Origin of the sequence: Methylocystis sp. SC2 (genome assembly GCF_000304315.1) — a bacterium.
Lineage (GTDB): Bacteria > Pseudomonadota > Alphaproteobacteria > Rhizobiales > Beijerinckiaceae > Methylocystis.
The window spans coordinates 3726191-3744359 of the sequence record NC_018485.1; the positions used below are offsets into that span (position 1 = coordinate 3726191).

At 60.6% G+C, this 18169-nt stretch carries 16 protein-coding genes and 1 tRNA gene; 8 read left to right on the forward strand and 9 right to left on the reverse strand.

The window, feature by feature from the left end:
* Nucleotides 1-56: 56 nt before the first annotated feature.
* Complete coding sequence (mtnA, locus tag BN69_RS18035) at nucleotides 57-1145, reverse strand: S-methyl-5-thioribose-1-phosphate isomerase (protein ID WP_014893091.1); 1089 nt, start codon at nucleotides 1143-1145, stop codon at nucleotides 57-59.
* A gap of 119 nt (nucleotides 1146-1264) precedes the next feature.
* On the opposite strand from mtnA, the gene BN69_RS18040 reads away from it, so the two are divergent.
* From BN69_RS18040 to BN69_RS18050, 3 genes are all read left to right on the forward strand, one after another.
* Entirely contained in the window at nucleotides 1265-2479 is a 1215-nt protein-coding gene (locus BN69_RS18040) for a GNAT family N-acetyltransferase (protein ID WP_014893092.1), read from the forward strand.
* A gap of 89 nt (nucleotides 2480-2568) precedes the next feature.
* On the forward strand, nucleotides 2569-3327 hold the full coding sequence (locus BN69_RS18045) for a proteasome-type protease (protein ID WP_014893093.1): 759 nt from the start codon (nucleotides 2569-2571) through the stop codon (nucleotides 3325-3327).
* Nucleotides 3324-4289, forward strand: coding sequence for an L-threonylcarbamoyladenylate synthase (locus BN69_RS18050; RefSeq protein WP_014893094.1), 966 nt, complete (start codon nucleotides 3324-3326; stop codon nucleotides 4287-4289). The genes BN69_RS18045 and BN69_RS18050 overlap by 4 nt, the downstream gene beginning before the upstream one ends.
* A 66-nt stretch (nucleotides 4290-4355) precedes the next feature.
* Here the strand turns inward: BN69_RS18050 and BN69_RS18055 are convergent, their stop codons facing one another.
* A complete protein-coding gene (locus BN69_RS18055) occupies nucleotides 4356-4682 on the reverse strand; it encodes a hypothetical protein (RefSeq protein WP_014893095.1) in 327 nt (108 codons plus the stop codon).
* Between the two features lie 171 nt (nucleotides 4683-4853).
* Nucleotides 4854-5894, reverse strand: a complete 1041-nt coding sequence (locus BN69_RS18060) for an Ntn hydrolase family protein (RefSeq protein WP_014893096.1) — start codon at nucleotides 5892-5894, stop codon at nucleotides 4854-4856.
* 172 nt (nucleotides 5895-6066) lie between these two features.
* On the opposite strand from BN69_RS18060, the gene pgi reads away from it, so the two are divergent.
* The gene (gene pgi, locus BN69_RS18065) at nucleotides 6067-7701 is read left to right on the forward strand and encodes a glucose-6-phosphate isomerase (RefSeq protein ID WP_014893097.1); all 1635 of its coding nucleotides are present in this window, start codon (nucleotides 6067-6069) and stop codon (nucleotides 7699-7701) included.
* Between the two features lie 285 nt (nucleotides 7702-7986).
* Here pgi and BN69_RS19350 read toward each other — a convergent pair whose 3' ends face one another.
* The 3 genes from BN69_RS19350 to BN69_RS18080 form a co-directional block, all read right to left on the reverse strand.
* Nucleotides 7987-9534: a hypothetical protein gene (locus BN69_RS19350; protein ID WP_014893098.1), complete on the reverse strand. Its 1548-nt coding sequence runs from the start codon at nucleotides 9532-9534 to the stop codon at nucleotides 7987-7989.
* Nucleotides 9535-9549: 15 nt separating this feature from the next.
* Nucleotides 9550-9882, reverse strand: coding sequence for a hypothetical protein (locus BN69_RS18075; protein ID WP_041927037.1), 333 nt, complete (start codon nucleotides 9880-9882; stop codon nucleotides 9550-9552).
* A 275-nt stretch (nucleotides 9883-10157) separates the two neighbouring features.
* On the reverse strand, nucleotides 10158-11273 hold the full coding sequence (locus BN69_RS18080; protein ID WP_014893099.1) for a methyltransferase: 1116 nt from the start codon (nucleotides 11271-11273) through the stop codon (nucleotides 10158-10160).
* 131 nt (nucleotides 11274-11404) lie between these two features.
* Between BN69_RS18080 and BN69_RS18085 the strand changes: the two genes are divergently transcribed.
* Nucleotides 11405-11481 (forward strand) — tRNA-Arg (locus tag BN69_RS18085).
* Between the two features lie 90 nt (nucleotides 11482-11571).
* Here the strand turns inward: BN69_RS18085 and BN69_RS18090 are convergent.
* A complete protein-coding gene (locus BN69_RS18090) occupies nucleotides 11572-12447 on the reverse strand; it encodes a LysR family transcriptional regulator (RefSeq protein ID WP_244435101.1) in 876 nt (291 codons plus the stop codon).
* Here BN69_RS18090 and BN69_RS19920 point away from each other — a divergent pair.
* The 3 genes from BN69_RS19920 (at nucleotide 12349) to BN69_RS18100 (ending at nucleotide 15558) form a co-directional block, all read left to right on the forward strand.
* The gene (locus BN69_RS19920; RefSeq protein WP_244435103.1) at nucleotides 12349-12552 is read left to right on the forward strand and encodes a hypothetical protein; all 204 of its coding nucleotides are present in this window, start codon (nucleotides 12349-12351) and stop codon (nucleotides 12550-12552) included. The genes BN69_RS18090 and BN69_RS19920 overlap by 99 nt on opposite strands.
* Complete coding sequence (locus BN69_RS18095; RefSeq protein ID WP_014893101.1) at nucleotides 12549-13955, forward strand: LVIVD repeat-containing protein; 1407 nt, start codon at nucleotides 12549-12551, stop codon at nucleotides 13953-13955. Before BN69_RS19920 ends, BN69_RS18095 begins: the two co-directional genes overlap by 4 nt.
* Before the next feature lie 568 nt (nucleotides 13956-14523).
* A complete protein-coding gene (locus BN69_RS18100; RefSeq protein ID WP_014893103.1) occupies nucleotides 14524-15558 on the forward strand; it encodes an AI-2E family transporter in 1035 nt (344 codons plus the stop codon).
* Nucleotides 15559-16127: 569 nt separating this feature from the next.
* Here BN69_RS18100 and BN69_RS18105 read toward each other — a convergent pair.
* Nucleotides 16128-16817, reverse strand: coding sequence for an HD domain-containing protein (locus BN69_RS18105; protein WP_014893104.1), 690 nt, complete (start codon nucleotides 16815-16817; stop codon nucleotides 16128-16130).
* A 116-nt stretch (nucleotides 16818-16933) separates the two neighbouring features.
* A complete protein-coding gene (locus BN69_RS18110) occupies nucleotides 16934-17953 on the reverse strand; it encodes a patatin-like phospholipase family protein (protein ID WP_014893105.1) in 1020 nt (339 codons plus the stop codon).
* Between the last annotated feature and the right edge of the window lie 216 nt (nucleotides 17954-18169).

Genomic DNA, 18169 nt, shown 5'->3' on the forward strand with positions numbered 1-18169 from the left:
TGGCGTTTTGTTCTGGATTCCCGATCGCTTCGCAGGCGAAGCGTCGGGAATGACAGCTAACCCGCAAGGTCCGGGAACAATCCCTTGAGCCCGTCTTCCGTCGCGGCGCAGACGCCGCGCTCGGTAATCAGGCCCGTGACAAAACGCGACGGCGTGACGTCGAAACCGAAATTGCGCGCGCGCGACCCATCGGGGGTGAGCTGAATTTCGATCGGCGCGCCGTCGGCGCCGCGGCCGCTGATATGGGTGACTTCGCGCGCGCTGCGCTCTTCGATCGGAATGTCGCGCACGCCGTCGGCGATGCGCCAGTCGACGGTCGAGGACGGCAGCGCGACATAGAAGGGCACGCCATTGTCATGCGCCGCGAGCGCCTTGAGATAGGTGCCGATCTTGTTGCAGACGTCGCCGGCGCGGGTCGTGCGGTCGCTGCCGACGATCACGAGATCGACAAGCCCGTGCTGCATGAGGTGGCCGCCGGCGTTGTCGGCGATGACCGTGTGGGGGATTTCTTCGCCCAGGAGTTCGAAGGCCGTGAGGCTAGCGCCCTGGTTGCGTGGACGCGTTTCATCCACCCAGACATGTATCTCGGCGCCCTGCCGCGCCGCCGCGTAGATCGGCGCCAGCGCCGTGCCCCAATCGACGGTGGCGAGCCAGCCGGCGTTGCAATGGGTGAGAATGTTGATCGGGCCGTCGCCACGCCGACCTTTAAGGATGAGTTCGGCGCCGGCCCGGCCGATGGCCTCGCAGGCCGCGACATCCTCTTCCGCGATCCTCGCCGCCTCAGCATAGGCGAGATCGACGCGGTCGGCGACCGGCGCGGCGAGAAGCAGCGCGCGCAGCCGATCGAGCGCCCAGCGCAGATTGACGGCCGTCGGCCGCGTGGCGAGGAGCAGGGCGTGGGCGTTCTCGATCGCCGCGTCGCTTGCGTCGCGCCAGGCGGCGAGCGCCATGCCGTAAGCGCCGGTCACGCCGATCAGCGGCGCGCCGCGCACGGTCATATCGCTGATCGCCGCAGCGGCGTCTTCGCAGCTCGCGAGCGTTTTCGTCTCGAAGCGATGGGGGAGGCTGGTCTGATCGATGACGTGGGCGCGCCGTCCATCGGAGTCGCGCCAAATCGTTCGGTAGTCGCGGCCGTTGATTCTCATGCTTTCCGCTTTTCGCCTGCTCAAAAGTCGCGCTTGGATGACGTCGACGTTCGCGCCATGTTAGGGGGCTCCGCGACGCCATGCTAGAAGGCTCTCAACGCGGCTGCTCCACTGGACACATGGCGCAAGAACTTCCGGCGCAAGAAACTTCGGCGCAAGAATTTTCGGTTCGATACGCCGAATCCCTCGCCTCCGTCACGGCCGAAGCGTGGGACGCCTGCGCCAATCCGCCGGGGCTCCCGGATTCGGTCGGCGAGCGATACAATCCTTTCGTTTCGCACGCTTTCCTGCGCGCGCTCGAATCGTCGAAATCGGTTGGCGCGCGCACGGGCTGGACGCCGGCGCATGCGCTTGTCGAGGATTCGCGCGGGCGTCTCGTCGCCTGCGCGCCGGCCTATATCAAGACGCACAGCCTCGGCGAATATGTGTTCGATCAGAGCTGGGCGCAGGCCTATGAGATGGCGGGCGGACGCTATTATCCGAAGATTCAGGTCGCGGCGCCCTTCACGCCGGTGACGGGCCGCCGCCTGCTGGTCGCGGCCAATGCGACAAAAGGCGCGCGCGAAGCGCTGATCGCCGGATTGCTCGGACTGCGCAAGGCCAGCGGCGCGTCCTCGATCCATGTCACATTCTGCACGGAGGAGGAACGTCTCGCGCTCAGCGGCGCCGGATTCATTTACCGCGCCGGAGAACAATTTCACTTCGTCAATGAAGGCTACGCCGACTTCGAGGATTTTCTGTCGCGGCTGACGGCGCGAAAGCGCAAGGCGATCAAGCGGGAACGCCGCGAGGCGCTCGGCGGCGACATATCGATCGATCTGCTGACCGGAAGCGACATTCGTTCGGCGCATTGGGATTCGTTTTTCGATTTCTACATGGATACGGGCGCGCGCAAATGGGGCCATCCCTATCTGACCCGCGCCTTCTTCGACGAGATCGGCGCGCGCATGGCCGACCGCATTCTGCTGGTGATGGCGCGGCGCGGCTCTAAACATATTGCCGGCGCCATCAATTTTCTCGGCGACGACGCGATCTACGGGCGCAATTGGGGCGCTCTCGAGGAAGTCCCCTTCCTGCACTTCGAGGTGTGTTACTATCAGGCGATCGAATTTGCGATCCGCCGTGGCTACAAGCGCGTCGAGGCCGGCGCGCAAGGGGAGCACAAGATCGCCCGCGGCTATGGGCCGGCGATCACCCATTCGGCCCATTACTTGGCGGACCCGCGCCTTGCCGAGGCCGTTTCGGACTATTTGGCGCGCGAGCGCGCAGCGGTGGCGGAATGGGCCGCCGAACATGCGGCCGAGCTTCCTTACAAGAGCGAAAACGGCGACTGATTTTCCTTCGCTGTGGCGCCGCAGCACTTGCCTCATGGCCTGAAACTTGTAAGTCCTGCAGCCATTGGCGCGAACCGCTGCGGAGTCACATGACCTATTGTTGCGGCATTCTCGTGCGCGATGGACTGGTGATGATCGCCGACACGCGCACCAACGCCGGGCTCGACAATATTTCGACGTTCCGCAAGCTGTATCTCTTCGAGCGGCCGGGCGAGCGCGTGCTGATGCTCGCCGCCTCGGGCAATCTCTCGGTGACGCAGGGCGTGGTGAATCTGATCAGCGACGGGATCGAGCATCCCGAAAGCGGCGTCGTGGAGAGCGTCATGAATACGCCCAACATGCTGCACGCGGCGCAGCTCGTCGGGCGCGCCGTGCGCCTTTCCCGCGTTCAGACGGGCAGCGCCGAGGAGGAGCCCGCGGCGCAGGGCGTCAGTTTCGACGTGTCGCTGCTGCTCGGCGGCCAGATCGCCGGAGGTCCGCTGCGCCTCTTCATGATCTACACCGCCGGCAACAGCATCGAATGCACGCCGGACACCAATTATCTGCAGATCGGCGAGCACAAATACGGCAAGCCGATCCTCGACCGCGCCGTCACCTACGACACTGATATCTATGACGCGCTGAAGATCGGGCTGATTTCGATGGATTCGACCATGCGCTCGAATCTTTCGGTCGGCATGCCGATCGACATCGCGCTGCTGCGACGTGACGCGCTGCAGATCGAGGTCGCGACGAGGATCAATTCGGACGACGCCTATTTTCGCAGCTTGCGGAACAGCTGGTCGAAGGCGCTGCGCGAGGCGCATATGGCGATCCCCAGGCCGCCCTACAGCGGCCGCGACGCGTGACGACGATTACCCCGGCCGACGCCGCGGCGATCGGCGCGGCCGCGGCGATCCTGCGCGACGGCGGACTGGTCGCCTTCCCGACCGAGACCGTCTATGGCCTTGGGGCCGATGCGACTCAGGCCTGGGCGGTCGCGCGGATCTACGACGCCAAGGACCGCCCCTCCTTCAATCCGCTGATCGCCCATGTCGCCGATCTCGAGGCCGCGCGCCGCGAGGCGGAACTGCCTGAACTCGCGCTGCGTCTCGCCGCGGCGTTCTGGCCGGGGCCGCTGACGATCGTCGCGCCCGTCGCGCCGGGCGGCGCGGTCTGCGATCTCGCTCGCGCCGGCCTGCCGAGCGTCGCGGTGCGGGTCCCCGCGCATCCGTTGGCGCAAGCGCTGATCGCGGCGCTGGGCCGGCCGATCGCGGCGCCCTCCGCCAACCGCTCCGGCCATGTCAGTCCGGTGACCGCCGCGCATGTCGCGCAAGATCTTGCGGGCAAGGTCGACATGATTCTCGACGGCGGCCGCACCGCCGCCGGTCTTGAGTCGACGATCGTGTCCTTCTGCGAGGGCTCCCCCGTAGTGTTGCGGCCCGGCGCGATCGCGCGCGAGGCGATCGAGAAAATCATCGGCGCAAAGCTTGCGGCGCCGGCGCATGCTGAAATCCTCGGGCCGGGAATGACGCCCTCCCATTACGCCCCGGCGGCGCGGCTGCGCCTGGAGGCGCATGAGCTCGAGGAGGGCGAAGCGGCGCTCGATTTCGGCGGCAGGCTCGCCCCGTGCGCCAGGCCCGGGACCTTGGTGCTCGATCTTTCGCCGTCGGGCGACCTCGTCGAGGCGGCGGCCAATCTTTTCGCCCATTTGCGGGAATTTGACGCGCGCCGCATCGCCAATGTCGCGGTGGCGCATATGCCGGAGCGGGGACTAGGGGAGGCGATCAACGATCGGCTGCGGCGGGCGAGCGCGCCGAAGCTAAACTAAGGAAGCTGAACAAAGCGGGCGGCGCATGGCGACTGCGCCGACCCTTTAATTTTCGACCGCGGTCATCTAGCTCACGATATCGACCTTGATCCGCGCGATCGAAGCGCTTTCGAAGAAGACCTCGACTTCGGAATATTTGTCGCTACCCGGAGGTAAAATCTCATCATACCGCGCCGCGGTCCAAGTCATAACCTGTAGCCACATGCCCGGGTGCTGGACGAGATGAAGGTCAAGTAGAAGAATTTTAGGATTGAAGCCCTGAGGCTCCTTAACGCAGAGATACGCATGTACGCCCGGATTGGGGACGAGGACTTTGCCAATGACGTGAAAATCGTCCGGCGGCGGCGGCATCAAATTGAGCCAAGCATACCAATCTTTGGTTTTCGGAGGCATAATTCCTCTCCTGAAAATGTGAGAAAAAATCGGCTTTAGCTGGTTCGCCGTACGCTGGCGAAGCCATTTCAAACGTCGACCATCGCACTAAACCGCGTATTCGCCGACGTCAAACTATGGCGCCTCAGCCGCAGCGTGACAACGCCCAAGTTGTTACAGGGCCAAATGCCTTTAGGCCGCGAGCGCCGTCGGCGTCGCCGCGCGCAGGCAGAAGTCCTGCGTCGCCGGGGCCGGCTGGCCCTTCACATAGGGGCACTCATAGCCGCGCGCGGCGAGATCGCCCGCGCCGACCGAGGACATTTCCACCGCGAGGCGCGTCAACCGGTTGAGCACCGGCTCCCGCACCCAGGAAAAGCGCGGCGCGTCGGGCGCGACGGCGCGCATCGCGGCTTTGCGGCTCACGTTGTTCTCATAGCTCATCCGCGCCTGCCATCCGGCCTGCGGCTCCTGCCAGTCGTTGACGACGATGACCGGGCCGCGCAGAACCCGCGCCTCCAGCTCGGTGCGCTCGATCAGCGCCATTTCCCCGCGCCTCACGCCCGCCAAGGTGAAGAGCGTCGGCCGCGCCAGCGGCGCGCTGGCGATGCAATCGACGGCCTCCTCGAAATTCGCACAATTTTCAAAGGCGTAGCGCAGCAGATGGTCCGGCGGCCAGCCGCCTTCGCTGGCGAAGGCGTCGCGCAGGTTGAGGATGGCGTCATAGGCGAAGCCGATCGAGCCCTGCGTGCGCCGCTTCATCGGCGCCTGGTTGATCGCGGCGCAAAAGCGCCCGGGCGCCATGGCGCTGAGCACCCCCACTGCGCCGGGCCAGGTGGCGTTGTAGAATTCGCCGGCCGGGCCGGACTGCCAGGCGATTTCGACCGCCTTTCCCAGACCGTGAAAGGGCCAGTCGAGCGTGCGCCGCAGCCGCGGCCGGCCGCGTTCGTCTTCATAGGCCTGGGTGGTGCAGGCGAAGAGATAGGACATGTTCAGCGTCATCGCGCCCGGAAAGCCGAGAATGGCGACGATATGCTCCAGCTCCGCCCGATAGGCGGAGGCGGAGCGCTTCAGCCAATTCGCCGCGATACGGTCAATCGGCGGGAGGCACACGCGTCCCATCGGCGCGACCACGCCAAGACAGGCCTTGCGAAGCGCGGCCGCCGCGTCGATCCGCGCCGTCGCATGGGCGACCGGGCCGCCGTCGCGCACGTCGAGGAAGTGAATCGCGTTCATCGTCGTCCTGCTGTCAGAAAAGCGTCATGTAACAGATATGGATTTCACATCCTGCTGTCACAATACAGTAAAAATTTAGGGTCCAGCCTCGCGGCGTAAAGTCGTTGCGCGCCCGCCGCCTTCGAATCGGCTACAAATCGCTAAGGAAGCACGCTTGCTATTTGAGAAAAGAATGTCAGACGCCGTGGCCGTCGCATTTGACGCGTTGAAGTTCCACGCCTCCGCTTTGGCGCGGACGCGAACGCTCGACCTCTTTGCGGAGGATCCGGCGCGCTTCAAGCGTTTCAGCGTCAAGCTCGACGACCTGCTTTTCGACTTCTCCAAGCATCGAGTGACGCGCGAAACGATCGCGCTGCTGACCTCGCTGGCGGAGACGCGCGATCTCGACGCGCGGCGCGAAGCGCTGTTCTCTGGAGAATTCATCAACAACACCGAAAGGCGCGCCGCCATGCATATGGCGCTGCGCGATCTCTCGTCGCGCCCGCTTCTCGTCGGCGGCGAAAACATGCGGCCGCTGATCGCAGCCGAACGCGAAAAGGTGTTCGCCTTCGCGCGCGCCGTGCGCTCCGGCGACGTCCGCGGCGCGACCGGCGCGCCGTTCAGCGATGTGGTCAATATCGGCATCGGCGGTTCGGACCTGGGTCCGGCGATGGCCTCGCGCGCGCTCTCGCCCTTCGCCGGCGAGGGGCCGCGCATGCATTTCGTCGCCAATGTCGACGGCGCCGATATCGCCGACACGCTGCGCGATCTCGATCCGGCGCGCACGCTGTTCATCGTCTCGTCGAAGACCTTTACGACGCAGGAGACGATGGCGAACGCCAGAAGCGCGCGCGCCCGCATCGTCGCCGCGCTCGGCGAAGCCGCGGTGACAGCCCATTTCGCCGCCGTCTCGACCAGGCTCGACAAGGTCGCCGAATTCGGCATCGATCCGGCGCGCGTCTTCGGCTTCTGGGATTGGGTCGGCGGGCGCTATTCGCTGTGGTCGTCGATCGGCCTAGCGCTCGCCATCGCGGTCGGGCCAGAGCGCTTCTTGCAGTTTCTGCAGGGCGGCCACGATATCGACGCTCACTTTCGCGAGGCGCCGCTCGATCAGAACATCCCTGTGCTCATGGGGCTGCTTGGCGTCTGGCATCGCAATGTCATGGGATGCGCCGCGCAGGCGGTCATTCCCTATGATCAGCGGCTCGCGCGTTTTCCCGCCTATCTGCAACAGCTCGACATGGAATCGAACGGCAAGTCGGTGACGCGCGAAGGCGCGCCTGTCGATTATGCAACCGGCCCGGTGATTTTCGGCGAACCGGGCACGAATGGGCAGCACGCGTTCTTTCAGCTGCTGCATCAGGGAACCGATGTTATTCCGATCGACTTCCTCGTCGCGGCCGAACCCACCGCCGCCGACGAACATCATCACGAATTGCTGTTCGCCAATTGCCTGGCGCAGGCCGAAGCTTTTATGCGCGGCAGAACGCTAGAGGAGGCGAAGGCGCAATTGCGCGGGCAGGGGCTCGGCGAAGAAGAGGTCGAGCGCTTGGCGCCGCATAAGATCTTTTCCGGCGATCGTCCGTCGAGCGTGCTGCTCTATCGTAAGCTCGATCCGCGCACGCTGGGGCGCCTCGTCGCGCTCTATGAGCACAAGGTCTTTGTGCAGTCGGTGATCTGGGACATCAATCCCTTCGACCAATGGGGCGTCGAACTCGGCAAGGAGCTCGCGAACCGTCTGGCGCCGATCGTCGAAAACCCGAGCGAATCGACACAAGGACTCGACGCATCGACGGCCGGGCTGATCGCGTGGCGAAGGTCGCATTAATCAAAGGCTATGGATGTTGTCGCCGGCGGGACTCAGGCGTGACGCGGTGTATTGTCGTCGTCGCCTTCGGAAGCTTTGAGGTCGCGCCGGGTTTGCAGCTCATCGACGCGCCGAACTCCCCGGCCCGGCGCGACCGGCATTGCTCGGCGACGGCTCTCTCACGTCCAGGGCAATCGCCGCGCGCTTCGGTGTTGCGAAGGCCATGCTCAGCTGCACCCGCTACTGCAAAAAGGGGGTCAAAAAGCCGGAGCAAACATGCGCGCTTATCCGCGATGCGAGGTCATTCTATCCGATGGCTGGATTACGGCAATCCTTTAAGTACTGATCAATATCAATAATTTCCATTTTCTCAACGCAGGCCCACGGGTAGTCAATGAGATACGAAATCTCGCCCATGGCGTTTGCCCATTTTAGTATATCATCACCAAATTCTAGTTTTATATCTTTTGAACGGAATCGTGACATTGATGCGAATCTTATCGCGGAAGCGAAGCCTACGAGCCCTGAGTCGGGACTGTCTTCATTAGGTTGCCAATCGAAGTGCTCAACAATGTTGTAGGCCGTTAAGTTGGCGGACTTAAACGGTCTATACATCAGTCCATAGAGTCCGGCTTTATCCCCGAACTTCTTTTCCAGTTCTACCGAATTTTCTGGAATGTCCTTCGGCAACTCTTTCGTGAATCCAACACATAAGGCTCCTCTTGCAAATTCAGATGAACGTCCCATAAGGTGACTTTCATAATCCAATTGACCACTATCTTCGGCAAGAAAATAAAATTCCTCATGCGCCGTTTTCCAATATGACGCAAAAGACTGCATCGGCAGTATATTACTCAATCGATATAGCAACCTGAAAATAATTCTCCCTCTAAATTTTGATCTCGATGCCTCAAAATGTAATTCAAATTCTTTGTCCTCTACAGGAACACGATTGAAGATACTGTTAATAAAATAGCATTTTTCAAAGCCCTCAAGCAATGTCGCAACCGTAGTAATTGCGAGACGGTGTGCTCTAGAGCTCATGGAGAGGTAAGAAGTTAAGAAGATACAGGCTACAATATCTGATACTATTTCCTCCCTTAACAATTCAAGTTTAGAAAATATCGCATCTTCGGCGTAGTCAACTCGTTGTTCTATAATTCCAGTCAATGGATTTAGTTTAACAGCTACGAGCGGAGACTCGATTTCATTGGCAATTGCGTCAGCTTCAGAAGCGTAACGCGATAATATGTTTTGTATCTCCTCGTCAACGACTGTAGTGATTGCTTCATGGACTCTATTATTTGCGAAAGCATGATGTCCTATTTCGTGGCCAAGGATGAATAAACTAGATGCAATTGGAATAAACACATCGGTAAGTTCGTCGAGTATTTTTGGCTGTGTCCTAATTTCTGCATTTATATAAGGAAAAGTTTGTTTGTAATCACTAAATTTTTTAATAATAGCGTAACAACAATCTGCCAGACCAAGTGCGGCGTAGGGAAAACCCGATGCAAGAAGCGAGTGTGAAAGATGCCTACAAAAAAATGCGAACGGAAAAATAGGTTTAAAGAAGCCAAGCTTGTAGAAAAGAAGGTGTTCGAGAAACTTCCTTTGGCTGTGATCAAATAAAATAACACCGTGTGATCCAATTTTTAAATATTCAGAAAACGATTCCTGAGTACTAGCTTCCTCAATGAAGACGCCATCCAAAATATCTGGAAATGACTCCTTTATTTGTGCGACAAACGGCTTTATTTGCTCAAGAGAATCTGGGACGGCCGGATTGCGAAAGTCACGTCTAAAGTATATCTTGCAATGGCGTTTTGCAGGCTCTGGGATTGAATCAAACATTTCTCGTGCCCACTTTTAAATGCTGCTGAACATATCGACTATAGCCTTCATATCATCTTTATTAATAGACTTAAATCTATAAGTATTGCCGTTCTTAACGATCTCTACTTCGCCGCGGCGGGCAATTATGTAGCCTAACATACCCGTTACAATGGGAGCCGAAACTTGCACGAGGGGCACTATCGCTTGCATGATGTTAACCGCATCTCCCCGGCTGGCAACTGCAATATCGCCAGCACTAAGCTGCGATGTGCAATCTTGCATTTCGGCTAATGAGTTCCAAAGCTTCAGAAACTCGTCTTTGAATTCTGCTGGAATTCGAAGAACGATGAGATCGCTCTCTTCCATACCTTTAGTCCCCCTACGAAACGATTTTGGACTGCCCAATGCGGCTATTTGAATTCAAAGCTGTGCCTATTGATACCATAATTTCGATTAGAGTGTGATTAAGAATTCAGATTGGAGGGATCAAGCGTTTACAGCGATAAAGGTGCGGGGCCCTTCCCACCAAACAAAGTCGCCGCTCGCATCGGGCGCCCGCGTTTCAGGGCGCCGCTTTTTTATCACGTCGCGACTGCGCCTTTTCCGCAAGCGGACAAGGGAAGCGCTCGTCACGGGAGTCGTCACACCGCCTCGGCGACGAGTATGCTTGCAAGCGCCGGCAACGCGTTCCGCAAGAGCCGAAATTTACCAAAGCCGGCGTCGCGCAGCAGCGCCTCGATCGCTTCCACGCGGCGCGGTTCGCCGCGGCCCATGGCGAGCGTGTAGAAGCCGTAATAGGCGTCGAGCGGCTCGGCGCCTTTGACGCCGGACATGCCCTCGATGATGAGCAGCGTCGCGCCGGGCGCGAGCGCCTTGCGGACGTTGCGCAAGAGTTTGAGCGCCGACGAATCGTCGTGGTCATGCACGATGCGGATGAGCGTCGCGACATCCGCGCCTTCGGGCAGAGGATCGTTGAGAAAATCGCCGCCGTGAATGTCGGTGCGCGCGAGCAGGCCTGCCTCTTCGAGTCGCGCTCTTGCGCGCGCCGCGACGGCGGGCAGGTCGAACAGCGCGAGCTGCAGATGCGGCGTGCGGGCCGCGGCGGCCGTCAGAAACGCGCCTTCGCCGCCGCCGATGTCCAAAAGCCGCCGATGACGCGACATATCATAAGCGTCGAGCGCTTCCTGGGCGACCAACGGCTGCGTCGCCGCCATGAAGGCGCTGTAGGGGGCGACCTGCTGCGCCGAGAGCGATTCCGGCGCGGCGCCGTCGGAATAGGGCCAATAGTCGGCGAGTCGCCCGCGCTTTTCCTGGCGCAGCAAAGCGACGGGATCGATGAGATCGGCGTAAAGCAGCGGCTGATGTTCGACGATCATGAGCGCCGCGGGACTGCCGGCGAAGGCGGCGCCGAGCAGCCCGAGCCCATAGCCGCCGCCGCGCCGCTCGGCGAGGCCGAGCGAAGCGGCCGCCTCAAGCAGGCGGCGCGTCGCGCCTTCGGACAGGGCGAGCCTCGACGCCAGCGCGTCGAGGCTCAACGGGCCGTCGCGCAATACGTCAAAGAGCTTCAGTTGCGTGCAGGCGACGAGCACCTGCGAATAGACGAAGCCGGCGGCGAGATCGAGCCCGGCGCGCGCGCCGCGCCGCGCCAAGGGCCGCGTAAATGGATTCTTCATCGCCCAGCGCTGAAATCGCGGATCGGCGACGAACTTGTCGCGCGCGCTGCGCAATCGCTCCAGCCATTGATCGAGTAGCGCCAAGACGTTCTCTCAAGATTCAGGTTTTACCCTCAGATGCAGGTCTTCGCCTTAGCACGTCGCCGGAACCACGTCTCGGGCCGGACGCCGCCGTTGCGGCGCAGGCGCGCTTCCTGTAGAAAAGCAGCGCGCCTGCGCCCGTAGCTCAGCTGGATAGAGCGTTGCCCTCCGAAGGCAGAGGTCAGAGGTTCGAATCCTCTCGGGCGCGCCATCTCGCTTTAAACCAGCAACGCTCCAGAGCAGGTCATTCTTGCGGACCAAGGCGCCTCGTCACGAGGACGACGGGCGCAGTTGACCGATGTCAGCTTAACCTGGTCGACACCTCGCGAACGACCTCGATAAAGCGCTTCAGTGCTGGCGCATCGTCGCCTGAGCGCCAGATCAGAGACGTCTCGATGGCGAGGCTGCTGTCCTCCAGCGGCGCATAGACAACGCCAATGCGCGCGAGAAAGCGTAGCGAGGCAGGTAATAAGGAAACGCCGAGCCCTGCCTCCACCAAACCGATAATGGTCTGCTTAGGCGTCGCTTCCTGGACGATCATCGGGCTGAATCCTGCGCCTCGGCAGAGCGCGAGAATGTCGTCGTACAGAGTGGGATTGATGAACCTCGGGAACTGCACGAACGGTTCATCCGCCAAATCGGCGACCTTGAGCGCCGGTCGCTCCGCAAGCGGATGATTTTTCGGTAATGCGACGGCCAGAGGTTCTGTGAAGATGGGCTCGATCGCTATGTCTGTCCGAACCATTGGGGGATGGATAAGGCCCGCATCGATGCGCCGTTCGGCCAAGCCGGTCACCTGATCCGGGATCAACATCTCTCGCAGCGAGAGATGGACGGACGGGTAGAGCTGGTGAAAGCGCCGGACGACGGCGGGAACGACGCTATAAATGGAAGCGTCGATGAAGCCGAAGGCGAGTTGACCGCTTGTTCCCCGATCTGCCCGGCGAGCCAGATCGATCGCTAAAAAGGACTGCGCAAGTGTTCGGCGCGCCTCGTCGAGGAAAACGCGCCCTGCTGCGGTCAGCGTCACATTGCGATGGGTTCGGTTCAGCAGAGTCACGCCGAGAGCGTCTTCGAGTTGCTGGACGTGCTTGCTCAGCGGCGGCTGGCTGATCCCGAGCCGAACGGCGGCGCGGCCAAAATGCAATTCTTCGGCGACGGCGACGAAGGACCGCATGAGGCGCAGCTCAATCATTCCGATGCACTCTTAATCTCTATCCAAATTGTATTGGACGGAATGGTAGGCGCTCACCATGTTGCGGTCGATAGGAGAACGCCATGACCGCAAGATTTTCGCGCCGCGATGTGCTGGAGACCTTTCCGGCGGGCTTGGCTGCTTCCGCGGCCTCCGTTTCCGCCTCTGCCGAACCAATCCGCGCACGCCCGCCCGCAACGCGCCGGTCACTGCCGCCTGGGGCCTACGCGAAGAATGTGGAGGCCGTCGGATATACCGACATGCAAGATCGCCCCGCCTTCAAGATGGCGATACGCGAGGTTGCCGGTCGTTGGTATCTTTACACTGGCCACTTCTGGCATTCTGGATGGAGCGTGGTCGATGTGACCGACCCGGAAGTCCCAGAAATCGCCCGATTTATCCCGGGGCCGACCAATACTTGGACGCTGCAGGTCGATCTGCACGGCGACACGATGGTCACCGCTTTAGAAAAGGTTTTTGCGAATTTTGGCGGGCGCGCCGATCACCCCTTCGAGGAAGGGGTGCTGATCTGGGACATCGCCGACCCTGTGAACCCCCGCCAACTGGCTCAGTTTCGCACCCATGGAACGGGCACGCATCGCAATGGCTACCCCGGCGGCCGATATGTGCATCTGGCCGCGGGTGCGACCGGGTATAAAGGCAACATCTATATCATCTTGGATATCTCCGATCGCGCCAAGCCCAGAGAAGCGGGCCGCTGGTGGGTTCCCGGACAGCACGAGGCGGAAAGGGAAACCGCGGCGACCACATTTGCGGCGCTAGAAAAAAGCGATCACAGCAATCGCGGCTGTCTTTGCGGGGCATTTTGCGCGAGCGGTCAAGACGTGTCCTTGCATGGCCCGCCTTACATCTCCGGCAATCTCGCCTATCTGCCTTATGGCGCGGCCGGAATGATTGTCCTCGACATTTCGGATGTCTCCAAACCGGTTCAAATCGGCGGACTTGGCTTCAGCCCTCCCTTCCACTCGCGCTTCGGCGTTCACGGCGTCCTGCCGATTCCGGGTAAAGGAATAGCCTTCGCCAATTCTGAGGATACGTCCTACGGCAAGGGACCGGCGCATCACGCCTCGATCATCGACATCAGCAATCCCGCCCAACCCTTCCTGCTTTCGCTCTTCCCTGAGCCGATCCCGCCCGATGGCGCGTCATATAAGGAGTTCAGTACACGCGGTGGCTGGTGTGGCCCGCACAACATGAATCATCACCAGCATCATCCAGATGTCCAGCAGCAGGGAGATTTGTTCTACATCGCCCATTTCAATGCGGGATTGCGCATCTATGACGTATCGGCGCCGCGTTTGCCGCGCGAAGTCGGATACTTCCTGCCGCCGGAGCCGACTCGCCGTTACGGCCCGATGCCAGAAGGAAAACTCGTGCTGCAAAGCGAAGATGTAGTAGTGGACCGCCGTGGCTACATCTATTTGAGCGACAAAAATCAGGGTGTCTGGATACTCCGCTACAGCGGCTGACAATCATGCCAATGATTGTTTCACCTCGCAGCCATAACGACACCGAACGACAGGCGGTTGTCGCTATAAGTGACGCACGGGAGGTCGCTCGCATGAGTCAGACTTCACCTTCATCGGTCGTCGCAGTCGCCAAACTCGTCTCAGTCGCGAGCGCGCATCCGAAGTGCGAGCCAACTACAAATAGTCAAACTAAATCTGTGATCGCGAGAGCAGACAATCGTTGACAAGAGCTGGGCGGCGGACTCAACGGCTGGGCGATCGCGCTTTGGGGAGTTACTCGATTCGAAACATCTACCGCTTCAATAGCGAACACATTGCGGCGACGCCGCTCGCGCAATTCATCGCTATGCTCCGGGCTTGCGCTAACGATCCAGGGGTTTTCCGGGCAATTTCAGGAATGAAGGGATAATGTCCGTTCGCTTGCTTTTTTCGCCACACACAGGTCGCGGAAGCCGGCGTTCAGAGGACGGCGAGCGATCAGTCGGTCTTGGCGCATCAGCGCACGCCAGACTCTTTCTCTCAGGCGCGCGGTCGCATATGATCTGTATTCCAGCAGAGCGAGTCCGAGATGAAGATCAATTTCTTGACCAAGAGCATCGATCAGAACGACTTCGCCTCTCGAACAGCCGTGGTGGCTATGATCGCGGCGGCGACCGGGGCCGTCGTCTTCATTCTTTGGCAGCTGACGGATCTCCTCCCGGCGGTTTTCGCGACGATTCTCATTGCGCTCGCTTGGCGTGGCGTCGCCGAGCGGGTCTCCAGGCTTCTTGGCCTATCGCAGGGCGTTTCGCTCGCCATGGTCGCGCTTGGCTCGCTCGTCGCCGTCGTCGTGGCGTTGATGCTGTTCGGCGGTCAGCTCGTGCGTCAATATGATGAGGTCGCTCTCGACATTCCCGCTGCGATCGCCATGCTCGAGCGCTTGGTGGAAGAGCACCCGTGGGGACGTTTCGTCGAAAAATTCGTGGTGCATGTCGACTTTTCCAAAATGACGACCCCGGTCGCCCAGCAATTTGGCGCGCTTCTCGGTTCCGTCGGCAGTGGCCTCGGCTATGGCATTTTCACGATCATCGGCGCCGCATATCTTGCCGCCGATCCAGGTAGGTACGCCGCTGGCGTTATCGCCTTGGCGCCGGCGTCGCGGCGCGCCGACATGGCGCTGTTCTTGGACCGGTCGGGCGCCGTCTTGCGGCAGTGGCTCTTCATCCAACTCTATGTCGTCGCCATGAACGCGCTTTTCGCAGGGGCGGCTCTCTGGGCCTTTGGCGTGCCAGCGCCACTGGCGCTGGCGACAATCAGCGGCGCACTGGCCTTCGTTCCGTATTTCGGCTCGATCATCGCGATGATTATCGGGGTGCTCGTCGCCTTGCCGCACGGGCTCGACAACGCCGCTCTGGCGGCGCTCGCGATCGGATCTGCGAGTTTCGTCGAAGGCTATCTGATCACGCCCTATCTACAGAGCCGTTCACTTATGGTGCCGCCGGTCGTGCTGCTCTTCTGCATGCTTGCCTTCGCCTCGCTCTTCGGGACGATGGGCGTGGTGTTGGCGGTGCCCGCGACGGTCGTTCTGGCCGTGGCCTATGGCGTCTTCGCCGAAAATCGATAGAGAAAACCGGCTGTTTGCTGTCGGCCCGCCGAGCAGGGGGCGCATGACAAGTTCGGCCGACGACGTCGCGCGCGCCGCTCACGACTCGGAGCGACGCGCGTCATTGAGCCAATATCTATTGTTTAACCTCAGGAGCCGTCTGCGTGGGACCCGTACGTCGCACACGGGCGACGCGCCTGTGACGGCGTGACCCTCTCGTTGAACTTCGGGGCCGCGACACGCGCGGCTGGTGATGGAAGGTCGTAAATTGCCGCTCGTTTGACTCCAGCGCCTCCGCATCGGAGGACGCGAGCGTCGCCGCGGGGATCACAGCGGCTGCAGAAAATAGCGCTAAGATGAATGAGCGGCGCGACAGTTTCCTGTCTTCTACAATCCCGACATCCATTTCACCCTCCCAATTTTTTGTTCTGACATCTGCAATCCTGATCAGAATCATGATCGTCGTCAAGCTGCGTCACTTTGGCGACATGTCTTTATGATGTCGGGCCCGCGCGATTCAGCCGCGTCGCGATCGCTTGCAGACCGGAAAGGCTCGTTCCGCAAAAGCAAGTGTCAAAGCGCGAGTCGTGTCACGGACATTGCGGCGCGCCGACATCGCCCATTGAAAGATTGTTCAGGCAATGCCGTATGTTGATCAGCGCCGCCTCCCGCCACATTTTTATTGTTTCCGGCCGCCGGAACAGCCTGTCTTCATGCGACAGAAGATTCCTCAGAAAGGCCGCCTGGCCCGCGTTAAAGACCTCTTTGGGAATCCAACTGAATTCAAAACGTATGTCTTGAAAATTTGCAGCGAACTGCTCCCACGGCAGGGCGAGCGGACTGAGGTCCAGATCGACGAACAGGTCCAGATCTCGCGAGAACCCCGCATAACGCTCTTTGCTGGCCTTGGCTTCCAGGTGATTGGTCGTCGCCATAATCATTTCGCGAACGGCCTCGACGTCAGCCGAATTCATCAGCGTATAGCTTTGAAACAGATCAGCGCTGTCTTGAACGTTCAAAAAATCCGCCCGTCGGGATTCGCCTGAGCCGCGCGTTCGATAGACGACGTCGTGCCAGAAAATAGCTGTCGCGATGAGTTCAGGCCGCGCCGCGAGCGCGGCAAGTTCGTCGAATGCTTGCAAGAGGTCGCTGATATGGCGCCAACTATGGTAGGCGCGCCCGAAATCGCCATAGGCGGCGTCAAGCGCCTCCCAGGCTCCAGCCCGGTGGCTTGCTTGAAGCGGGACCCAATAGCGACTTTTGATCTGAGGCGTGTTCATGTGATAGCTGCGGCGGTTCTAAAGGGTGAAAGCATCAATGATTATTTCGTAGCCGGAGAGGGAAGGCGACAGGACATAGAGAGCCGTAACGGCGGGCGCCGGCGGAGCCCATGGCGTCAGACTTCCTCCAACAGCGCGTCGAGGTCGAGAGTCGAACGGACGCCGAGGTCGCGTTCATGCCGATCAAGGAAATCTTGCGCCGACCGGCGACCCTCGTCGCGCAGCATGCAGAGAAAATCCCATTCAGCGATCAGCTTCGACGACGCGCTCAGCTCGGTCATCATCTGTGTCGAGATCCGGTGCATGCGCATCGCGGCCCAGCGTGAGCCCTCTTTGTCGGCGGGATCGGCGGCGCGGCGCAGCACGGCGATCATGCGCAGCTCTTTGAGCAAAACCGCGTTGAACGACACTTCGTTGAGACGGTTCAGTATCTCGGTCGCGGACCGCGGCGTGTTCCGGCGTTCGATGGGATTGATCTGGACAAGGATCGTATCCGTCGACTCGCATTCGCGAACCAGCGGCGTGATGGTTGGATTGCCGGAGTAGCCGCCGTCCCAATAGGCCTCGCCGTCAATTTCTATGGCCTGAAACATGGTCGGCAGACACGCCGAGGCCAGAAGCGCGTCAGGCGTCACATCCGCGTTTCTGAACACGCGGCCGCGGCCGGTCGAGACGCTTGTTGCGGTGACGAAAAGCTTTATCCGCGCACGCGCAAGCCGCTCGAAATCGACGGTTTCGGCGATAATCTCCCGCAGCGGATTGACGCCCTTAGGATTGAGGTCATAGGGCGAAAACAGGCGCGACATGATGTCGGTCGCGACAAAGATAGGGGAAGCATCCAGCGTCCAGCGACCCATCAGGACGTCAACAAGATTGCGCTGCAAGGGACTGAGCCGCGCCGCCTGCGAAACACGCCGCCAGAAAAGTTCGAGCGCCGCGCGCGCGCCGTCCGCCCCGCCGTCAACATGGCCGCTGACCAGCGCCGCCGCGTTCATGGCGCCGGCCGACGTGCCCGAAATGCCATCGATCTGGAGCCAGGGCTCCTCCAGCAGACGGTCGAGAACGCCCCACGTATAGGCGCCATGCGCGCCGCCGCCCTGTAAGGCGAGATCCACGAGAATCACGTCGCGCGTCATATTCGGGGGCCTCCAACCTCTGCGTCAGTCAGACCGAGCGAGTCTGGATCCAACCGAACCCGTCCTGCGCGTCATTCGGTAGCGCTGTCCACATCGTCCGATCGATTTATCCGCTGGGTTTAGGTCGAAATGAATTATAGTCTGTGTGCGAAGCCTCGATTGGGCAAGCAGCTTTTGCGCGGAGTTGATTTTATAAGTTGGCGCGATCGCAAAAAC